We start from the raw sequence: 15590 nt of genomic DNA, 5'->3' as shown, positions 1-15590 counted from the left end.
AGAGTTCAGCTGTGTTGTTTGTTGATACATACAGATTTTCTACCCTAAGTGTGCATCTGATCGTTAGACCAGCTACACGCTTAAAGAAAACTTTACTTCTTCCAGATTGTTAAAGAACGAGAACTACACTTATCTAAACCACGCAGGCTTACATAAATGCAGTGAACAGAGAGTGGTGGAGGATGACGGGATCGAACCGACGACCCCCTGCTTGCAAAGCAGGTGCTCTCCCAGCTGAGCTAATCCCCCGACGCATAACGTGGTAGGGCTGGTTGGACTCGAACCAACGACCCCCGCGTTATCAACACGGTGCTCTAACCAGCTGAGCTACAGCCCCGAAAACTCTTCTCGTTTAACTTTGAACAGTCGATAAGCGTAGGCGCTTGATGATGGAGCGTAAGCTCCCAGTGCCACTCTAGAAAGGAGGTGATCCAGCCGCACCTTCCGATACGGCTACCTTGTTACGACTTCACCCCAGTCACGAATCCTACCGTGGTAAGCGCCCTCCTTGCGGTTAAGCTACCTACTTCTGGTAAAACCCGCTCCCATGGTGTGACGGGCGGTGTGTACAAGACCCGGGAACGTATTCACCGCGGCATGCTGATCCGCGATTACTAGCGATTCCAACTTCACGCAGTCGAGTTGCAGACTGCGATCCGGACTACGATACACTTTCTGGGATTAGCTCCCCCTCGCGGGTTGGCGGCCCTCTGTATGTACCATTGTATGACGTGTGAAGCCCTACCCATAAGGGCCATGAGGACTTGACGTCATCCCCACCTTCCTCCGGTTTGTCACCGGCAGTCTCATTAGAGTGCCCTTTCGTAGCAACTAATGACAAGGGTTGCGCTCGTTGCGGGACTTAACCCAACATCTCACGACACGAGCTGACGACAGCCATGCAGCACCTGTGTTCAGGCTCCCTTTCGGGCACCCTCCAATCTCTCGGAGGTTCCTGACATGTCAAGGGTAGGTAAGGTTTTTCGCGTTGCATCGAATTAATCCACATCATCCACCGCTTGTGCGGGTCCCCGTCAATTCCTTTGAGTTTTAATCTTGCGACCGTACTCCCCAGGCGGTCTACTTCACGCGTTAGCTGCGTTACCAAGTCAATTAAGACCCGACAACTAGTAGACATCGTTTAGGGCGTGGACTACCAGGGTATCTAATCCTGTTTGCTCCCCACGCTTTCGTGCATGAGCGTCAATCTTGACCCAGGGGGCTGCCTTCGCCATCGGTGTTCCTCCACATCTCTACGCATTTCACTGCTACACGTGGAATTCTACCCCCCTCTGCCAGATTCAAGCCTTGCAGTCTCCATCGCAATTCCCAGGTTAAGCCCGGGGCTTTCACGACAGACTTACAAAACCGCCTGCGCACGCTTTACGCCCAGTAATTCCGATTAACGCTTGCACCCTACGTATTACCGCGGCTGCTGGCACGTAGTTAGCCGGTGCTTATTCTTCAGGTACCGTCATTAGCCCAGGATATTAGCCTGAGCCGTTTCTTCCCTGACAAAAGAGCTTTACAACCCGAAGGCCTTCTTCACTCACGCGGCATTGCTGGATCAGGCTTGCGCCCATTGTCCAAAATTCCCCACTGCTGCCTCCCGTAGGAGTCTGGGCCGTGTCTCAGTCCCAGTGTGGCTGGTCGTCCTCTCAGACCAGCTACTGATCGTCGCCTTGGTGAGCCTTTACCTCACCAACTAGCTAATCAGATATCGGCCGCTCCAGGAGCATGAGGCCCGAAGGTCCCCCACTTTCATCCTTGGATCGTATGCGGTATTAGCGTAACTTTCGCTACGTTATCCCCCACTCTTGGGTACGTTCCGATATATTACTCACCCGTTCGCCACTCGCCGCCAGGTTGCCCCGCGCTGCCGTTCGACTTGCATGTGTAAAGCATGCCGCCAGCGTTCAATCTGAGCCAGGATCAAACTCTTCAGTTTAATCTCTGTTTTTGCTACTTTCGTAGCAGATCGCTCACTCAAAATACTGACCGTTACTCATTGCTGAGCAACGTATTTCTTTTGTGTGAACATTTGATAATTTAAGCATTCAGCACCCCGAAGGATGCTGGCACTTCATCAAACGCCCACACTTATCGACTGTTGATTGTTAAAGAGCTGTATTCGGTACTGCCTTGCTGCGCTTGCGAATCGTTTTGTTCGTCAGCAGCAGAGGAACGAGATTATGCAGTGTTTCGTTTAACTCGTCAACTCATCTTTTTCGTCAGCGCAAGCGGCGTTGTCAAACCACCTAGCTCAACTGTTTGATTTCGCTGAACTTTTCTTGCACTGCCGAAGCAGGAGGCGAACTATAGCAAACCAGATCGGAGGTATGCAAGGGGCTTACCGTAAGAATTTTCGAGTTGCTTCTGTGCTATCTTTGCCGGCTTCATCCCCCCCATGGAGTCCCCATGCGCATCGCCCCCACGACGAATCCCGATCTGTCCGCCGCCCTCACCGCCGCCATCAATAACAAGACGAAGCCGCTCGGCAGCCTCGGCGCCCTCGAACGGCTGGCCAGCCGCCTCGGACTGATCCAGAATACGGTCGCGCCGACGATCCGGCAGCCGGCCATTCTCGTGTTCGCGGGCGACCATGGCGTCGTCGCGGAAGGCATCTCCGCCTACCCGCAGGACGTCACGTGGCAGATGGTCGAGAACTTCCTCGCCCAGGGCGCCGCCATCAACGTGTTCGCGCGCCAGAACGGTATAGCCCTGCACGTCGTGGATGCGGGCGTGAATCACGATTTCGGCGCACGCCCCGGCCTCGTCGACCGCAAGGTGGCACCGGGCACGCGCAACTTCGCGGCCGAACCGGCGATGACGCCGGCGCAATGCGCCACCGCGCTGGAACGTGGCGCGGCCCTCGCGGCCGACCTGCCCGGCAATGTGGTCGGCTTCGGCGAGATGGGTATCGGGAATACGACGGCGGCCGCCGCGCTGATGCACAAGCTGACGGGGATTTCCGTCGCGGACTGCGTCGGCGCCGGCACCGGCCTGTCGCCGGACGGCGTGCTGCGCAAGCAGCGCGTGATCGAAGCGGCGGCCGAGCGCCATGCCGGCGTCGACGATCCCCGCGCCGTGCTGGCCACGTTCGGCGGCTTCGAGATCGCGATGATGGCCGGCGCCATGCTGAAGGCGGCCGCGCTGCGCAAGGTCTTGCTGATCGACGGCTTCATCGTCACGAGTGCCCTGCTCGTCGCGGCGCGCATCGAACCCGCGATCCTGGATTACTGCGTGTTCGCGCACTGTTCGGACGAATCTGGCCACCGCCGCATGCTGGACGCGCTCGGCGCCGAGCCGCTGCTGCACCTGAACCTGCGCCTCGGCGAAGGCACGGGCGCCGCGCTCGCCCTGCCGCTGCTGCACGCGGCCGCGAACTTCCTGAACGAGATGGCGACCTTCGAGTCGGCCAGCGTCAGCGAAAAATCCGCCTGATGCATCAAGTCCGCCTGTTCTTCATCGCGCTGCAGTTCTTCACGCGGCTGCCGATCCCGGGCTGGGTCGGCTTCGAGGCCGCATGGCTGCAGCATGCGTCGCGCTACTTCCCGCTCGTCGGAGTCGTCGTCGCGGCGGTTGCGGCCGGCGTCTATTACGCAGCCGCACTCGTGCTGCCCGCGCCCGTGGCGGCCGTGCTGTCGACCGCGGCGTCGATCTATATCACGGGCGCATTCCACGAAGACGGCTTCGCCGACACGTGCGACGGCCTCGGTGGCGGCATGACGAAGGAACGGGCGCTGGAGATCATGAAGGATTCGCGCGTCGGCGCGTACGGCGCGATCGGCATCGTGTGCATGCTGGCGACCAAGCTGTCCGCGCTGGCGATGCTGCCGCCGCACGTGGCCGTGGCCGCGTTGTTCGTCGCGCATCCGCTCTCGCGCCTTGCCGCCACGGCGCTGATCTGGAAGCTGGACTACGTGCGCGGCGAAGGCAAGGCCAAGCCGCTGGCGCAGCAAATGACGACGGCCGAATTCGCGATCGCGACGATCACCTGCACGCTGCCGGCCGCGTACGTTCTGGCCACGAATGCGCTGACGCCGGCCGCCATGCTGGCCGCGATCATCGCAGCGGCACTCGCCGCGGTGTGGCTGGGCCGTTTGTTCGTGCGCCGTCTCGGCGGCTACACGGGCGACTGCCTCGGCGCCGTCCAGCAGCTGGCCGAAGCGCTCATCCATGTCGCCGTGCTGGCCACGCTGGGCCACGGCGCCTGGAACGCATGACGCTATACCTGGTCCGCCATCCGCAACCGGACGTTGCGCCCGGCCTGTGCTACGGCGCCAGCGACGTGCCGATCACCGAAGCAGAACTCGCACGCGTGCAATCCGGGCTCGCCCTGCCGCGCGACCTGCCCGTCTACTCGAGCCCATTGCGACGTTGCGCCTTGCTGGCCGAGCGCCTGGCGCCGGGCCGCGTGACGCTCGACGCGCGCCTGGCCGAGATGGATTTCGGCGCGTGGGAGTTGCGCCCATGGTCGGACATCCCGCGCGCCGACGTCGACGCCTGGACCGCCGACCTGCTCCACTACCGCCCCGGTGGCGCCGAGAACGTGCTGGACGTGGCGCGTCGCGTGCAGGCCTTCGTCGCCGACCTGCGCGCACCGTCCGCGCTCATCGTCTGCCACGCCGGCACGATCCGCCTGCTGGCGGCGCTGCATGGCGGCGTGCCGCTGGAACAGGCGGCACTGAACGCGGCGCAGACGCCGCATCGCATCGGCTACGGCCAGCTGGTCGTGCTGGGCGTATAATGTCGGGGTTTTGGTGCTCGCGCTCCTCTCTGGGGCGCAGTTAAACGGGAAACACGAAGCGCTCTTCAGACAGGCGCCAACGTGTGCTGCCCCCGCAACGGTAAGCAAGTGCCGGCACGCTCCCACGCGTGCGCGGCAACCGTCCCCACATACCACTGTGCATCCGCATGGGAAGGTCGGACGGCCATACTCGCCAGCCCGGATACCGGCCAAAAGGTGGAAGCGCCCTGCGCTTCTGTTCACCTGGCTGACGGGGACGTCGGCCGGTTGTCCATCACAATAAAAACGTCATGTCCTTTCCTGTTTCCCGGCAGGCAGCCGCGCTTTCGCTCGCATTCGCTGCCGCCGCATCGGCCCACGCCGATCCCATCCCCGACACCGTCATCGTCACCGCGAATCGCACGCCGCAGCGCGCCGAAGACGTCATCCCGGACACCGTCGTCATCTCCAGCGACGACATCGCCCGCGCGGGCGCCGGCTCCGTCGCCGACGTGCTGCGCCGCCAGCGCGGCATCGAAATCTCGCGCAACGGCGGCGCCGGTACCAACACCACCGTGTTCCTGCGCGGCGCCAACAGCAACCAGGTCGTCGTCCTCGTCGACGGCGTCCGCATCGGCTCCGCGACCACGGGCGCGGCGTCGTGGAATGCGATCCCGCTGTCGGCCATCGACCACATCGAGATCGTCTACGGCCCCCTGAGCTCCCTGTACGGAGCGGATGCCATCGGCGGCGTCGTGCAGATCTTCACGAAGAAGAGCGAAGGCGCGCCGATGTTCAGCGCCAGCGCGGGCGGCGGCACGTACGGCACCAACCAGTACGACGCCAGCGTGCACGGCTCGACGGGCGGAGAGCACGGCGTGACGTATGCCCTCTCCGGCGCACACGAAGAATCGGACGGCTTCTCGTCCACGCGTCCCGGCTCGTCGAGCTACAACGCGGACGATGACGGCTACACGCGCAACAGCGTCAACGCACGACTCGCACTGCGCCTGGCCGAGGGTCACGAGATCGGCGCGCAATTCATGCAGAGCCGCCTGAGCGCGCAATACGACAGCGGCAAGTCAGCCTTCGACACCCACAACATCCAGGAACTCGACAGCTACAGCGTCTTCCTGAACGACCGCTTCCTCCCGAACTGGCGCAGCAGCGTCCAGGCCGCGCGCTCGGAAGATAAACTGGGCAGCTTCACGAGCACGGCGCCGTCCGGCACCACGCAGCTGAACACGCGCCAGGACGAGTTCACGTGGCAGAACACGTTCGACATCGCCGGCGACACGCTGCAGGTGCTGGCCGGCCACCGCAAGGAACAAGTCCTGTCCAGCGCCATCAGGGACATCAACCGCACGCGCATCACGAATTCCCTCGCGGCCTCGTACGACCTGCGCCGCGGCAGCCACCTGCTGGACGTCAGCGCGCGCAACGACCATTCCGAATACGGCGGCAAGACGACGGGCGCCGTCGGCTACGGCTACGAGTTCACGCAGGACCTGCGCGCCACGGCGAGCTACGGCACGAGCTTCCGCGCCCCCACGTTCAACGAGTTGTACTACCCGGGCTATGGCCTGACGTCGAACCAGCCCGAACGGGGCCGCAATGCGGAAGTGGGCGTGCAGTACCGCGTGGCCGGCGTCGATCTGCAGGCGAACTACTACCGCAACCGCCTGACCGACATGATCGTGTCCGTCACGCCGTGCCCGGGCCGCCCGAACGGCAGCTGCGCGTACAACGTCGACCACGCCCTGCTGGAAGGCCTGACGCTGGCGGCCGACACCCGCATCGGCAACCTGGACCTGCGTGCCAGCGCCGATCTGCAGGATCCGCGCGACGAGACGACCGGCAAGCAGCTGGCCCGACGCGCGCGCCGCCACGCCAGTTTCGCGGCCGACTACACCGTGGGTGCCGTGGAAACCGGCGTCGAGCTGCAGGCCTCCGGCCGCCGCTTCGACGATGCCGCCAACGCCAACCGCCTCGGCGGCTACGGCCTGCTGAACCTGTACACTACCTGGCACATGACGCGCGACTGGTCGCTGCTGGTCCGCCTCGACAACGCGGCCGACAAGCACTACGACCTGGCGCGCAACTATGGCACCTCCGGGCGCACCTGGTTCGCGGGTTTCCAATATGGTAGCCACTGAGGGAGTTCGCTAACCACCATGTTCCGACGAGCCATGCACCCTGTTCCACCGCCACTGCGCCAGCGCGCCATTCCAATCATTGTCACGCTGCTGTGCGTGGCGGTCGCCAGCCTGCTCGTCGCGGGCATGAGCGGATCGATTGCGGTCGCGCCGGCCGAGCTGCCGGACGCGGTGGCGCAGGTGCTGCGCGGCCGGCCGGAATCGCTGGCCGCATCGCTCGTCGAGCTGCGCGCCGGCCGCGCGCTGATGGCCTTCGTCACCGGCGGCGCGCTCGCGCTGGCCGGCGTCATGATGCAGGCGCTGCTGCGCAATCCGCTCGCCGACCCGTACGTGCTCGGCATCTCGGCCGGCGCGTCGGTCGGCGCGCTGTTCGCGCTCCTGATGATGTGCGCGGCGGCCACCGTGGACGGCGCGGCGATGGCCGGCGCGGTGACGATCGCCCTGCTGCTCTACCTGCTCGCGCGGCGCGACATGCGCAGCGGAGTTGCGGTGGAAGGCGGCACGTCGATGCTGCTGCTGACGGGCACGATCATGCAGGCGGCCAGCATGGCGCTCGTCACGCTGATGCTGTCGATCGCGCCGGAAGGACGCCTGCGCAGCATGGTGTTCTGGATGATCGGCGACCTGGCCGGCGCGCCGCTGCGCATCCTGCCCTGGATCGTGCTGGCCGCGGCGCTCGCGTACGCGCTGCGCAACGCGCGGGCGATGAACATGCTCGCGCTGCACGCGGAAGCCGCCGCCACGCTGGGCGTACGCGTGGGCGCCGTGCGCAAGGGCCTGTTCTTCGTGTCGGCCGTGCTGACGGCGAGCGCGGTGACGAGCGCCGGCGCCATCGGCTTCGTCGGCCTGATCGTGCCGCACGCCTGCCGCTTCGCGTTCGGCCCGGACCACCGCGTGCTCATCCCGGCCGCCGTGCTGGGTGGCGGCAGCCTGCTCGTGCTGTGCGATACGGTCGCGCGCACGGTCGTCGCACCGACCCAGCTGCCAGTCGGCGCCATCACGGCGCTGATCGGCGCGCCCGTCTTCCTGTATCAACTGCACCGCCTGCACAAATGACGATCGCGACCCGACAACTGGAATTGCGCGCCGGCGACCGCGTGCTCGTGCACGGCTTGGACTGGGTGGTGCGCGCCGGCGAATGCTGGTCCATCATCGGCCGCAACGGCGCCGGCAAGAGCACCCTGCTGCGCACCGTGGCCGGCCTGCGCGCGCCCGATGCCGGCACCGTCGCGCTGCACGACCGCCCGCTGTCCGCCTGGCCGCTGGAAGCGCTGGCACACGAACGCGCGTACCTGCCGCAGTCGCGCAGCGACGCGTTCGCGTACAGCGTGATGGAAACCGTGCTGTCCGCGCGCCATCCTTACCACGCCAACCATTACTGGGAACAGAGCGACGACCACCACGCGGCCGTGAACGCCCTCGTGGCGATGGAAGTCGACCACCTCGCCACGCGCGATGTCCGTACGTTGTCCGGCGGCGAGCGCCAGCGCGTGGCCATCGCGGCACTGCTCGCGCAGGACACGCCGCTGCTGCTGCTGGACGAGCCGGCGAACGCGCTCGACCTGGCGCACCAGGTGCGCACGATGTCGCTGCTGTCGCGCCTGTGCCGGCAAAGCGGCAAGACCATCGTGATGATCGGCCACGACCTGAACCTGGCACACAGTATTTCCACCCACGCCCTGCTGCTGATGGGCGACGGCCGCTGGCATGCCGGCACCGTCGACGACGCACTGCAGGCACCGCTGCTGAGCAGCTTTCTCGGCCACCCGATCGACGCGATCGAGAACAAGGGCCGTCGTATTTTCATTCCCCTGGAGGCGCCTCATGACTGACATGACCCCTGAACAAACCGCGGAACTGAACGAGCGCCACCGGGCGCGCATGGAGCGCAAGAAGGCCGTCATCGACGCCAAGATCGCCGCGGCCGACAAGAAGATCGGCATCATCATCGTCAACACCGGCAACGGCAAGGGCAAGAGCTCGAGCGCGTTCGGCATGGTCGCGCGCGCGCTGGGCCACGGCATGAAGGTGGGCGTCGTCCAGTTCATCAAGGGCGCGATGTCCACCGGCGAAGAGTTGTTCCTGCGCCGCTTCCCCGACGACGTCGGCTTCCACGCGATGGGCGAAGGCTATACGTGGGAGACGCAGAACCGCGAGCGCGACATCGCCAAGGCCGAGGAAGCGTGGGGGCAGGCGCGCCGCTTCCTGGCCGATCCCGCCTACGGCCTCGTCGTGCTGGACGAATTGAACATCGCGCTGAAATACCGCTACCTGGACGTGCACACGGTGATCGCCGACCTGCTCGACCGCCCGGAGATGCAGCACGTCGTCGTGACGGGCCGCGCCGCGCCGCCGGAACTCATCGCCGTCGCGGACACCGTGACCGAAATGAACGTCGTCAAGCACGCCTTCAAGGCGGGCATCGCGGCGCAGGCCGGGACGGAGTGGTGATGGCCTCCGGCGCCCGCATGCTGCTGGTCGCGGCCATCGCGTCCGGCCAGGGCAAGACGACGGTCACGGCCGCGCTGGCGCGGCGCCTGCGCCGCATGGGCCAGCGCGTGCACGTCTTCAAATGCGGGCCCGACTTCATCGACCCGATGGTCCTCGAGCACGCGAGCCGCGCGAAGGTGCACACGCTCGACCTGTGGATGGTCGGCCTGGAGCAGAGCCGCCGGCGCCTGGCCCGCGCCGCGCGCGAAGCGGACGTCGTATTGGTGGAAGGCGTGATGGGCCTGTACGACGGCGATCCGTCCGCCGCCGACCTCGCGCGCGCATTCGACCTGCCCGTGCTGGCCGTGATCGATGCATCGGCAATGGCACAGACGGCCGGCGCGGTCGTCATGGGCCTGCGCGACTATGGGCCCGTGCGGATGGCCGGCGTCGTCGCCAACCGCGTCGCGAGCGAAGGCCATGCACGCATGGTCGCGGCGTCGCTGCGCGACATCCCGTTGCTCGCGACCCTGCCGAAGCAGGCGCGCCGGCTGCCGGAACGCCATCTCGGCCTCGTCGTGCCGGGCGAAGTCGCCGACATCGACGCCATCCTCGACGAACTGGCCGACCAGTTGCAGCTGGACTCGGCGCAGTGGAACGCCCTGGCGCCCCAGCTGCCGGACGAGGCGTTGCCGGAAGAACCGGTCGCGCCGCTGCTGGCCGGGCTCACGGTGGCGATCGCGCGCGACGCCGCGTTCTGCTTCCTGTACCCGGCCAACGTCGACACGCTGGAAGCGCTGGGCGCGCGCATCATGTGGTTCTCGCCGCTGGCGGACGAACCTGTGCCCGAGGATGCCGACGCCGTCTACCTGCCGGGCGGCTACCCGGAACTGCACGGCGAAGCGCTGGCGCAGGCCGGGCGCTGGCGCGAATCGATCCGCGCGGCGCATGCGGCCGGCCTGACTATCCTCGCGGAATGCGGCGGCATGATGGTGCTGGCCGAGTCGCTCGTGGACAAGGAGGGCCGCGACTGGCCGATGGCCGGCCTGCTGCCGGGCCGCGTGCTGATGCAGCAACGCCTCGCGGGACTGGGATCGCAGGGCCTCGCGACGAACGCCGGGCAGATGCGCGGCCACACCTTCCACTATTCGCGCCTGGAGACGCCGCTTGCGCCGGTCGCGTGGACCGTGAAACATCCGTCCGGCGCGCAGGGCGAAGCGGTCTACCGCGTCGGGTCGCTGACGGCGTCGTACTTCCACGCGTTCTTTGCCTCCAATCCGGCCGCCGTCGCGAGCCTGTTGCAGGGAGAGCTGGAATGAGCCGCACCCTCCTCCTCGGCGGCGCACGGTCCGGCAAGAGCGGTCTGGCCGAGCGGCTCGCGCGCGAGTCCGGCAAGGACGTCGTCTACGTCGCGACGTCGTACGGGGGCGATACGGAGATGTCGGCACGGATCGACCATCATCGCGCGCGCCGGCCGGCGGAGTGGAAAACAGTGGAAGAGCCGACGGCGCTCGCGGCCACGTTGCGAATCCTGTGTGCGCCGGAGCGCATCGTGCTCGTCGACTGCCTGACGTTGTGGCTCACGAACCTGATGTTCTCCACGCGGCAGGAATTTCCCGAGGTCGGCCCCATCGACCTGCCGCCGCTGTTCGTCGACGAACGCGCCGCGCTGCTCGACTGGCTGGACGCGACACCCGCCGGCGACGTCGTCTTCGTATCGAACGAAACCGGCATGGGCATCGTGCCCTACGGCGCCGTGTCGCGCGCGTTCGTGGACGAAGCGGGCCGCCTGAACCAGGACGTGGCCGCCCGCTGCGACCGCGTGCTGTTCGTCGCGGCCGGCCTGCCGCTCGTGCTGAAGGGCGCGCCATGCTGAGCGGACTGGCGCCCACGACGCTCGCGCTGGCGCTCGTCGCCGGCGTACTGCTCGACCTGTTGCTGGGCGAGGCGCGGCGCTGGCATCCGCTCGTCGGCTTCGGCCGGCTGGCGTCCGCGTTGGAACGCCGGCTCAACGGGGGACGCTCGCGCATCGCGCGCGGCCTGCTCGCGTGGATGCTCGCCGTGCTGCCGTTATGCGCGCTGGCGTGGCTTGCATGCGCGTACGCCGGCGCGGCCGTCCATGCCGTGCTGCTGTACCTGGGCATCGGCCTGCGCAGCCTGCGCGACCATACGTTGCCGATCCATGCGGCGCTCGTGCGCGGCGACCTCGATGCGGCGCGCGGCCTGACGTCGCGCATCGTCAGCCGCGACACGGAGCAGGCCGGCGAATCCGACCTCGCCAAGGCCGGCGCCGAATCGCTGCTCGAAAACGGCAACGACGCCGTGTTCGGCACGCTGTTCTGGTTCCTCGTCGGCGGTGGCGCCGGCGTCGTGCTGTTCCGCCTCGCGAACACGCTGGATGCCATGTGGGGCTACCGCAATGCGCGCTTCAACCTGTTCGGCCGCGTGGCCGCGCGCATCGACGATGCGCTGAACTATGTGCCGGCGCGCCTGACTGCCCTGTCGTACGTGCTGCTGGCGGAACGGGGACGGCTGAGAGCCTGGCGCTGCTGGCGCGCGCAGGCGCCCGCGTGGAGCAGCCCGAACGCGGGCCCCGTGATGGCCAGCGGCGCCGGCGCGCTGGGCGTGCAGCTCGGTGGCGCGGCCGTGTACGACGGCGTGACGGAACAGCGGCCCCCGCTCGGCACCGGTCCGGACGCGTGCGCGGACGACATCCTGCGTGCCTGGCGCCTCGTGTGGCGTACCACGCTGCTGTGGGTCGTCGTGGTCGGCGCCGCGCTATTCGTATTGGATGGAGCGATCCATGCTTGAACACGGCGGCAACCTGCGCGCGGCGCAACAACGCTATGGCGGCACGGACTGGATCGACCTCTCCACCGGCATCAATCCGCACGGCTATCCGGCGCCCGCGCCGACGCCGGATGCGTGGCACCGCCTGCCGGAACGGGATCCGGAGCTCCTGCGCGCCGCATGCGCGTACTACGGCGCACCGCACCTGCTGCCGGTGGCCGGCACGCAGGCCGCGATCCAGGCCCTGCCGCGCCTGCGCGCCGAGCTGGCCGGGCCGGCGCGCGTGACGGTGTCCGCGCCTTCGTATGCGGAACACGCGCATCACTGGGGCCGCCACGGCCACGTCATGCATCAGGTGGCGTACGACGCGCTCGACGACGCGGTGGACGGCAGCGACGTGGTCGTCGTCATCAACCCGAACAATCCGACCGGCGCGACGGTGGCGCCGGCACGCCTGCTGCACTGGGCGGAACGGCTCGCGGCGCGCGGCGGCTGGCTCGTCGTGGACGAGGCGTTCGGGGACACGGCACGGGCGCTCAGCGTGGCCGCTCACGCCGGTCGGCCCGGTCCCCTGGGTCTGATTGTGCTGCGCTCGGTCGGCAAATTCTTCGGCCTGGCCGGCTTGCGGCTCGGCTTCGTCGGCGCGGATACGGCCCTGCTGACGGCGCTGGACGACCTGCTCGGGCCATGGGCCGTCAGCGCCCCGGCGCAGGAGATCGCGATCGCGGCCTTGCGCGACCACGGCTGGCAACAGGCCACGCAAACGCGCCTCGCACGCGACGGCGCGCGCATGCACGCCCTGCTTGCACACTACGGCATCGACGCCCACGGCACCCCGCTGTTCCACTGGTGGGCGGAGCCGCGCGCCGAGGCTTTTCATGAACACATGGCGCGGCGCGCGATCTGGGTACGGCTGTTCCCGGGCGCGGCGCGCGGCATCCGCGTCGGCCTGCCGGGGAACGAATCCGCATGGCGGCGCATCGAACAAGCACTCCGGGAATGGAACGACACATGAAACGATCGATCATCGCAGCCGCGCTCCTGTGCGCGGCCAGCCTGCAGGCGCAGGCTGCCGTCAGCGTCACGGACGACGCCGGCGCCACCGTCACCGTCGCGAAACCGGCCCAGCGCGTGATCTCGCTGGCGCCGCACGTCACCGAGCTGCTGTTCGCGGCGGGCGGCGGCAGCCATGTCGTGGGCGTCGTCTCGTACAGCGACTTTCCCGAGGAAGCGAAGACGATCCAGCAGATCGGCTCGAACCGCGAAGTCGACCTGGAACGCATCATGGCCTTGAAACCCGACCTGGTCGTCGTCTGGCGCCACGGCAGTTCCGAGCGCCAGATCGAGATGGTGCAGAAGCTCGGCATCCCGATGTTCCACAGCGAGCCGCAGAAGCTGGAAGACATCGCGGACAACGTGCGGAAGCTCGGCCAGCTGATGGGCACCGACGCCGTCGCCGGCCCTGCGGCGGCAAGCCTGCGCGGCAAGATCGCCGACCTGCGCGCCCGGTATGCGAAGCGCCCCGTCGTGCGCAGTTTTTACCAGGTGTGGGACAAGCCGCTGTACACGCTGAACGGCCGCCACATCGTCAGCGACGCGCTGCGCCTGTGCGGCGGCGAGAACATCTTCGACAAGCTGCCCGTGACGGCGCCCGTCGTGTCGATCGAAGCCGTGCTGCAGGAGAATCCGGAAGCGATCTTCGCCACCGCGGAAAAGAACTACGGCGGCGTGAGCCTCTGGAAGCCCTACGGGACACTCACCGCCGTCCGCAACCACAACCTGTTCACCATCGACGGCAACCTGCTCAACCGCTCCGGCCCGCGCATGATCGCCGGTGCCGCGCAGCTGTGCGAAAAGCTCGAACTGGCGCGCAGCCATCGTCCGAAATGACCCGCTTCCCGTATCCCACCCTGATGGTGCAGGGCACGACGTCGGACGCGGGCAAGAGCACGCTCGTCGCCGCGCTGTGCCGGCTGCTGGTGCGGCGCGGCGTGCGCGTGGCGCCGTTCAAGCCGCAGAACATGGCCCTGAACAGCGCCGTCACGAGCGACGGCGGCGAGATCGGCCGCGCCCAGGCGCTGCAGGCCGTCGCCGCGGGACTCGAACCGCACACGGACATGAACCCGGTGCTGCTGAAACCATCGAGCGACACGGGTGCGCAAGTCGTCATCCACGGCCGCGTGCGCGCCGAGATGAATGCGCGCGACTACCACCAGTACAAGACGGTGGCGATGCAGGCCGTGCTGGAATCGCATGCGCGGCTGCGTGCGCAGTACGATGCCGTGATCGTGGAAGGCGCCGGCAGCCCGGCCGAGATCAACCTGCGCGACCGCGACATCGCCAATATGGGGTTCGCGGAGGCGGTCGACTGCCCGGTGATCCTCGTCGCCGACATCGACCGCGGCGGCGTATTCGCCCACATCGTCGGCACGCTGGCCTGCCTGTCGGACAGCGAACGCGCGCGCATCCACGGCTTCGTCATCAACCGCTTCCGCGGCGACATCAGGCTGCTCGAACCGGGCCTGGACTGGCTCGAAGAACAGACGGGCAAGCCGGTGCTGGCCGTGCTGCCTTATCTGCACGGGCTGTATCTCGATGCGGAAGATGCCGTGCAGGCCGTGGCGCCCGGGACCGGCGCGTTCCGCGTGGTCGTGCCCAGCTATCCGCGCATGAGCAACCACACGGATTTCGATGCGCTGCGCGTCCATCCCGACGTCGACCTGCGCTTCGTGCGCGAAGGCGAGCCGGTGCCCGATGCGGACCTCATCATCCTCCCCGGCAGCAAGAACACGCGCGGCGACCTGGCCTGGCTGCAGGCGCAGGGCTGGCCGGAGCGCATCCGCCGCCACCTGCGCTATGGCGGCAGGGTGATCGGCATCTGCGGCGGCTTCCAGATGCTGGGATCCTGCGTCGACGATCCGCACGGCGTGGAAGACGCGGCCGGCCACTCGAAAGGCCTCGGCCTGCTGAGCCTGGGCACGACGCTGACGCGCCAGAAGCGCCTCGCGCAGGTGACGGGCCGCTGCGTGTTCGCGCCCGATGCGCTGGAGGCGGCGGTTACCGGCTACGAGATCCACATGGGCGTGTCGACGGGCGATGCGTTGTCCCGGCCCGCGTTCGAGATCGGCGGCCGCCCGGAAGGTGCCTGCTCGGACGACGGCCAGGTGCTGGGCACCTATCTGCACGGCCTGTTCGACCATGCCGATGCGTGCACGGCGCTACTGCGCTGGGCGGGGCTGCACAGCGCGCATGTCGTCGACACGGCGGCGCTGCGGGAGGCGAGCCTGGACCGGATCGCGGATGCGGCGGCGCCGCTCCTCGACCGGCTGCTGGCGCTCGCCTAGCCGCCGTGCCCAGCGCCGACATCAGGTCAATCTGCAGGCCGAGCGGCAGGTCCGTCGCGGGGTCTCTTCGATGGTCGATAAAGCCAGCCTATCGCCGGCTTAAAATCATCCGATTGGCCCACTCAAATGAGAATCGATATC

13 protein-coding genes, 2 tRNA genes, 1 rRNA gene and 1 riboswitch are annotated in these 15590 nt (G+C 67.1%); of the genes, 13 read left to right on the top strand and 3 right to left on the bottom strand.

Annotated elements, in window-relative coordinates; genetic code table 11:
* Window positions 1-173 precede the first annotated feature (173 nt).
* From ACEN98_RS19420 to ACEN98_RS19410, 3 genes are all read right to left on the bottom strand, one after another.
* Window positions 174-249: transfer RNA gene (locus ACEN98_RS19420), tRNA-Ala, on the bottom strand.
* Window positions 250-260: 11 nt separating this feature from the next.
* Window positions 261-337: transfer RNA gene (locus tag ACEN98_RS19415), tRNA-Ile, on the bottom strand.
* Between the two features lie 82 nt (window positions 338-419).
* Window positions 420-1948, bottom strand: a 16S ribosomal RNA gene (locus ACEN98_RS19410).
* Between the two features lie 470 nt (window positions 1949-2418).
* Here ACEN98_RS19410 and cobT point away from each other — a divergent pair.
* The 13 genes from cobT to ACEN98_RS19345 all read left to right on the top strand — a co-directional run bounded on the left by cobT (window position 2419) and on the right by ACEN98_RS19345 (window position 15449).
* On the top strand, window positions 2419-3444 hold the full coding sequence (cobT, locus tag ACEN98_RS19405; RefSeq protein WP_413386535.1) for a nicotinate-nucleotide--dimethylbenzimidazole phosphoribosyltransferase: 1026 nt from the start codon (window positions 2419-2421) through the stop codon (window positions 3442-3444).
* A complete protein-coding gene (locus ACEN98_RS19400; protein WP_413386534.1) occupies window positions 3444-4226 on the top strand; it encodes an adenosylcobinamide-GDP ribazoletransferase in 783 nt (260 codons plus the stop codon). Before cobT ends, ACEN98_RS19400 begins: the two co-directional genes overlap by 1 nt.
* Window positions 4223-4750: an alpha-ribazole phosphatase family protein gene (cobC, locus tag ACEN98_RS19395; RefSeq protein WP_413386533.1), complete on the top strand. Its 528-nt coding sequence runs from the start codon at window positions 4223-4225 to the stop codon at window positions 4748-4750. The genes ACEN98_RS19400 and cobC overlap by 4 nt, the downstream gene beginning before the upstream one ends.
* Window positions 4745-4979: riboswitch (cobalamin riboswitch) on the top strand. Its footprint overlaps the gene before it by 6 nt.
* Window positions 4980-5040: 61 nt before the next feature.
* On the top strand, window positions 5041-6885 hold the full coding sequence (locus ACEN98_RS19390) for a TonB-dependent receptor domain-containing protein (protein ID WP_413386531.1): 1845 nt from the start codon (window positions 5041-5043) through the stop codon (window positions 6883-6885).
* Between the two features lie 33 nt (window positions 6886-6918).
* Window positions 6919-7941, top strand: coding sequence for a FecCD family ABC transporter permease (locus tag ACEN98_RS19385; RefSeq protein WP_413386530.1), 1023 nt, complete (start codon window positions 6919-6921; stop codon window positions 7939-7941).
* Window positions 7938-8717: an ABC transporter ATP-binding protein gene (locus tag ACEN98_RS19380; protein WP_413344173.1), complete on the top strand. Its 780-nt coding sequence runs from the start codon at window positions 7938-7940 to the stop codon at window positions 8715-8717. Before ACEN98_RS19385 ends, ACEN98_RS19380 begins: the two co-directional genes overlap by 4 nt.
* Complete coding sequence (cobO, locus tag ACEN98_RS19375) at window positions 8710-9336, top strand: cob(I)yrinic acid a,c-diamide adenosyltransferase (RefSeq protein ID WP_413386529.1); 627 nt, start codon at window positions 8710-8712, stop codon at window positions 9334-9336. The genes ACEN98_RS19380 and cobO overlap by 8 nt, the downstream gene beginning before the upstream one ends.
* Window positions 9336-10634, top strand: coding sequence for a cobyrinate a,c-diamide synthase (locus tag ACEN98_RS19370; RefSeq protein ID WP_413386528.1), 1299 nt, complete (start codon window positions 9336-9338; stop codon window positions 10632-10634). The genes cobO and ACEN98_RS19370 overlap by 1 nt, the downstream gene beginning before the upstream one ends.
* Window positions 10631-11191, top strand: coding sequence for a bifunctional adenosylcobinamide kinase/adenosylcobinamide-phosphate guanylyltransferase (gene cobU / locus ACEN98_RS19365; protein ID WP_413386527.1), 561 nt, complete (start codon window positions 10631-10633; stop codon window positions 11189-11191). Before ACEN98_RS19370 ends, cobU begins: the two co-directional genes overlap by 4 nt.
* Entirely contained in the window at window positions 11185-12126 is a 942-nt protein-coding gene (locus ACEN98_RS19360; RefSeq protein ID WP_413386526.1) for a CobD/CbiB family cobalamin biosynthesis protein, read from the top strand. Before cobU ends, ACEN98_RS19360 begins: the two co-directional genes overlap by 7 nt.
* Window positions 12119-13120 (top strand): threonine-phosphate decarboxylase CobD, encoded by a 1002-nt coding sequence (gene cobD, locus ACEN98_RS19355; RefSeq protein ID WP_413386525.1) that lies wholly within the window; start codon window positions 12119-12121, stop codon window positions 13118-13120. Before ACEN98_RS19360 ends, cobD begins: the two co-directional genes overlap by 8 nt.
* Window positions 13117-13995, top strand: coding sequence for a cobalamin-binding protein (locus ACEN98_RS19350; protein WP_413386524.1), 879 nt, complete (start codon window positions 13117-13119; stop codon window positions 13993-13995). The genes cobD and ACEN98_RS19350 overlap by 4 nt, the downstream gene beginning before the upstream one ends.
* On the top strand, window positions 13992-15449 hold the full coding sequence (locus ACEN98_RS19345) for a cobyric acid synthase (RefSeq protein WP_413386522.1): 1458 nt from the start codon (window positions 13992-13994) through the stop codon (window positions 15447-15449). Before ACEN98_RS19350 ends, ACEN98_RS19345 begins: the two co-directional genes overlap by 4 nt.
* Window positions 15450-15590: the final 141 nt, after the last annotated feature.

Source organism: Massilia sp. CT11-137, from assembly GCF_047302885.1.
Taxonomy (GTDB): domain Bacteria; phylum Pseudomonadota; class Gammaproteobacteria; order Burkholderiales; family Burkholderiaceae_D; genus Telluria; species Telluria orientalis.
The sequence above is the reverse complement of the archived record's forward strand: the minus strand, read 5'-3'. Positions and strand labels throughout refer to the sequence as shown.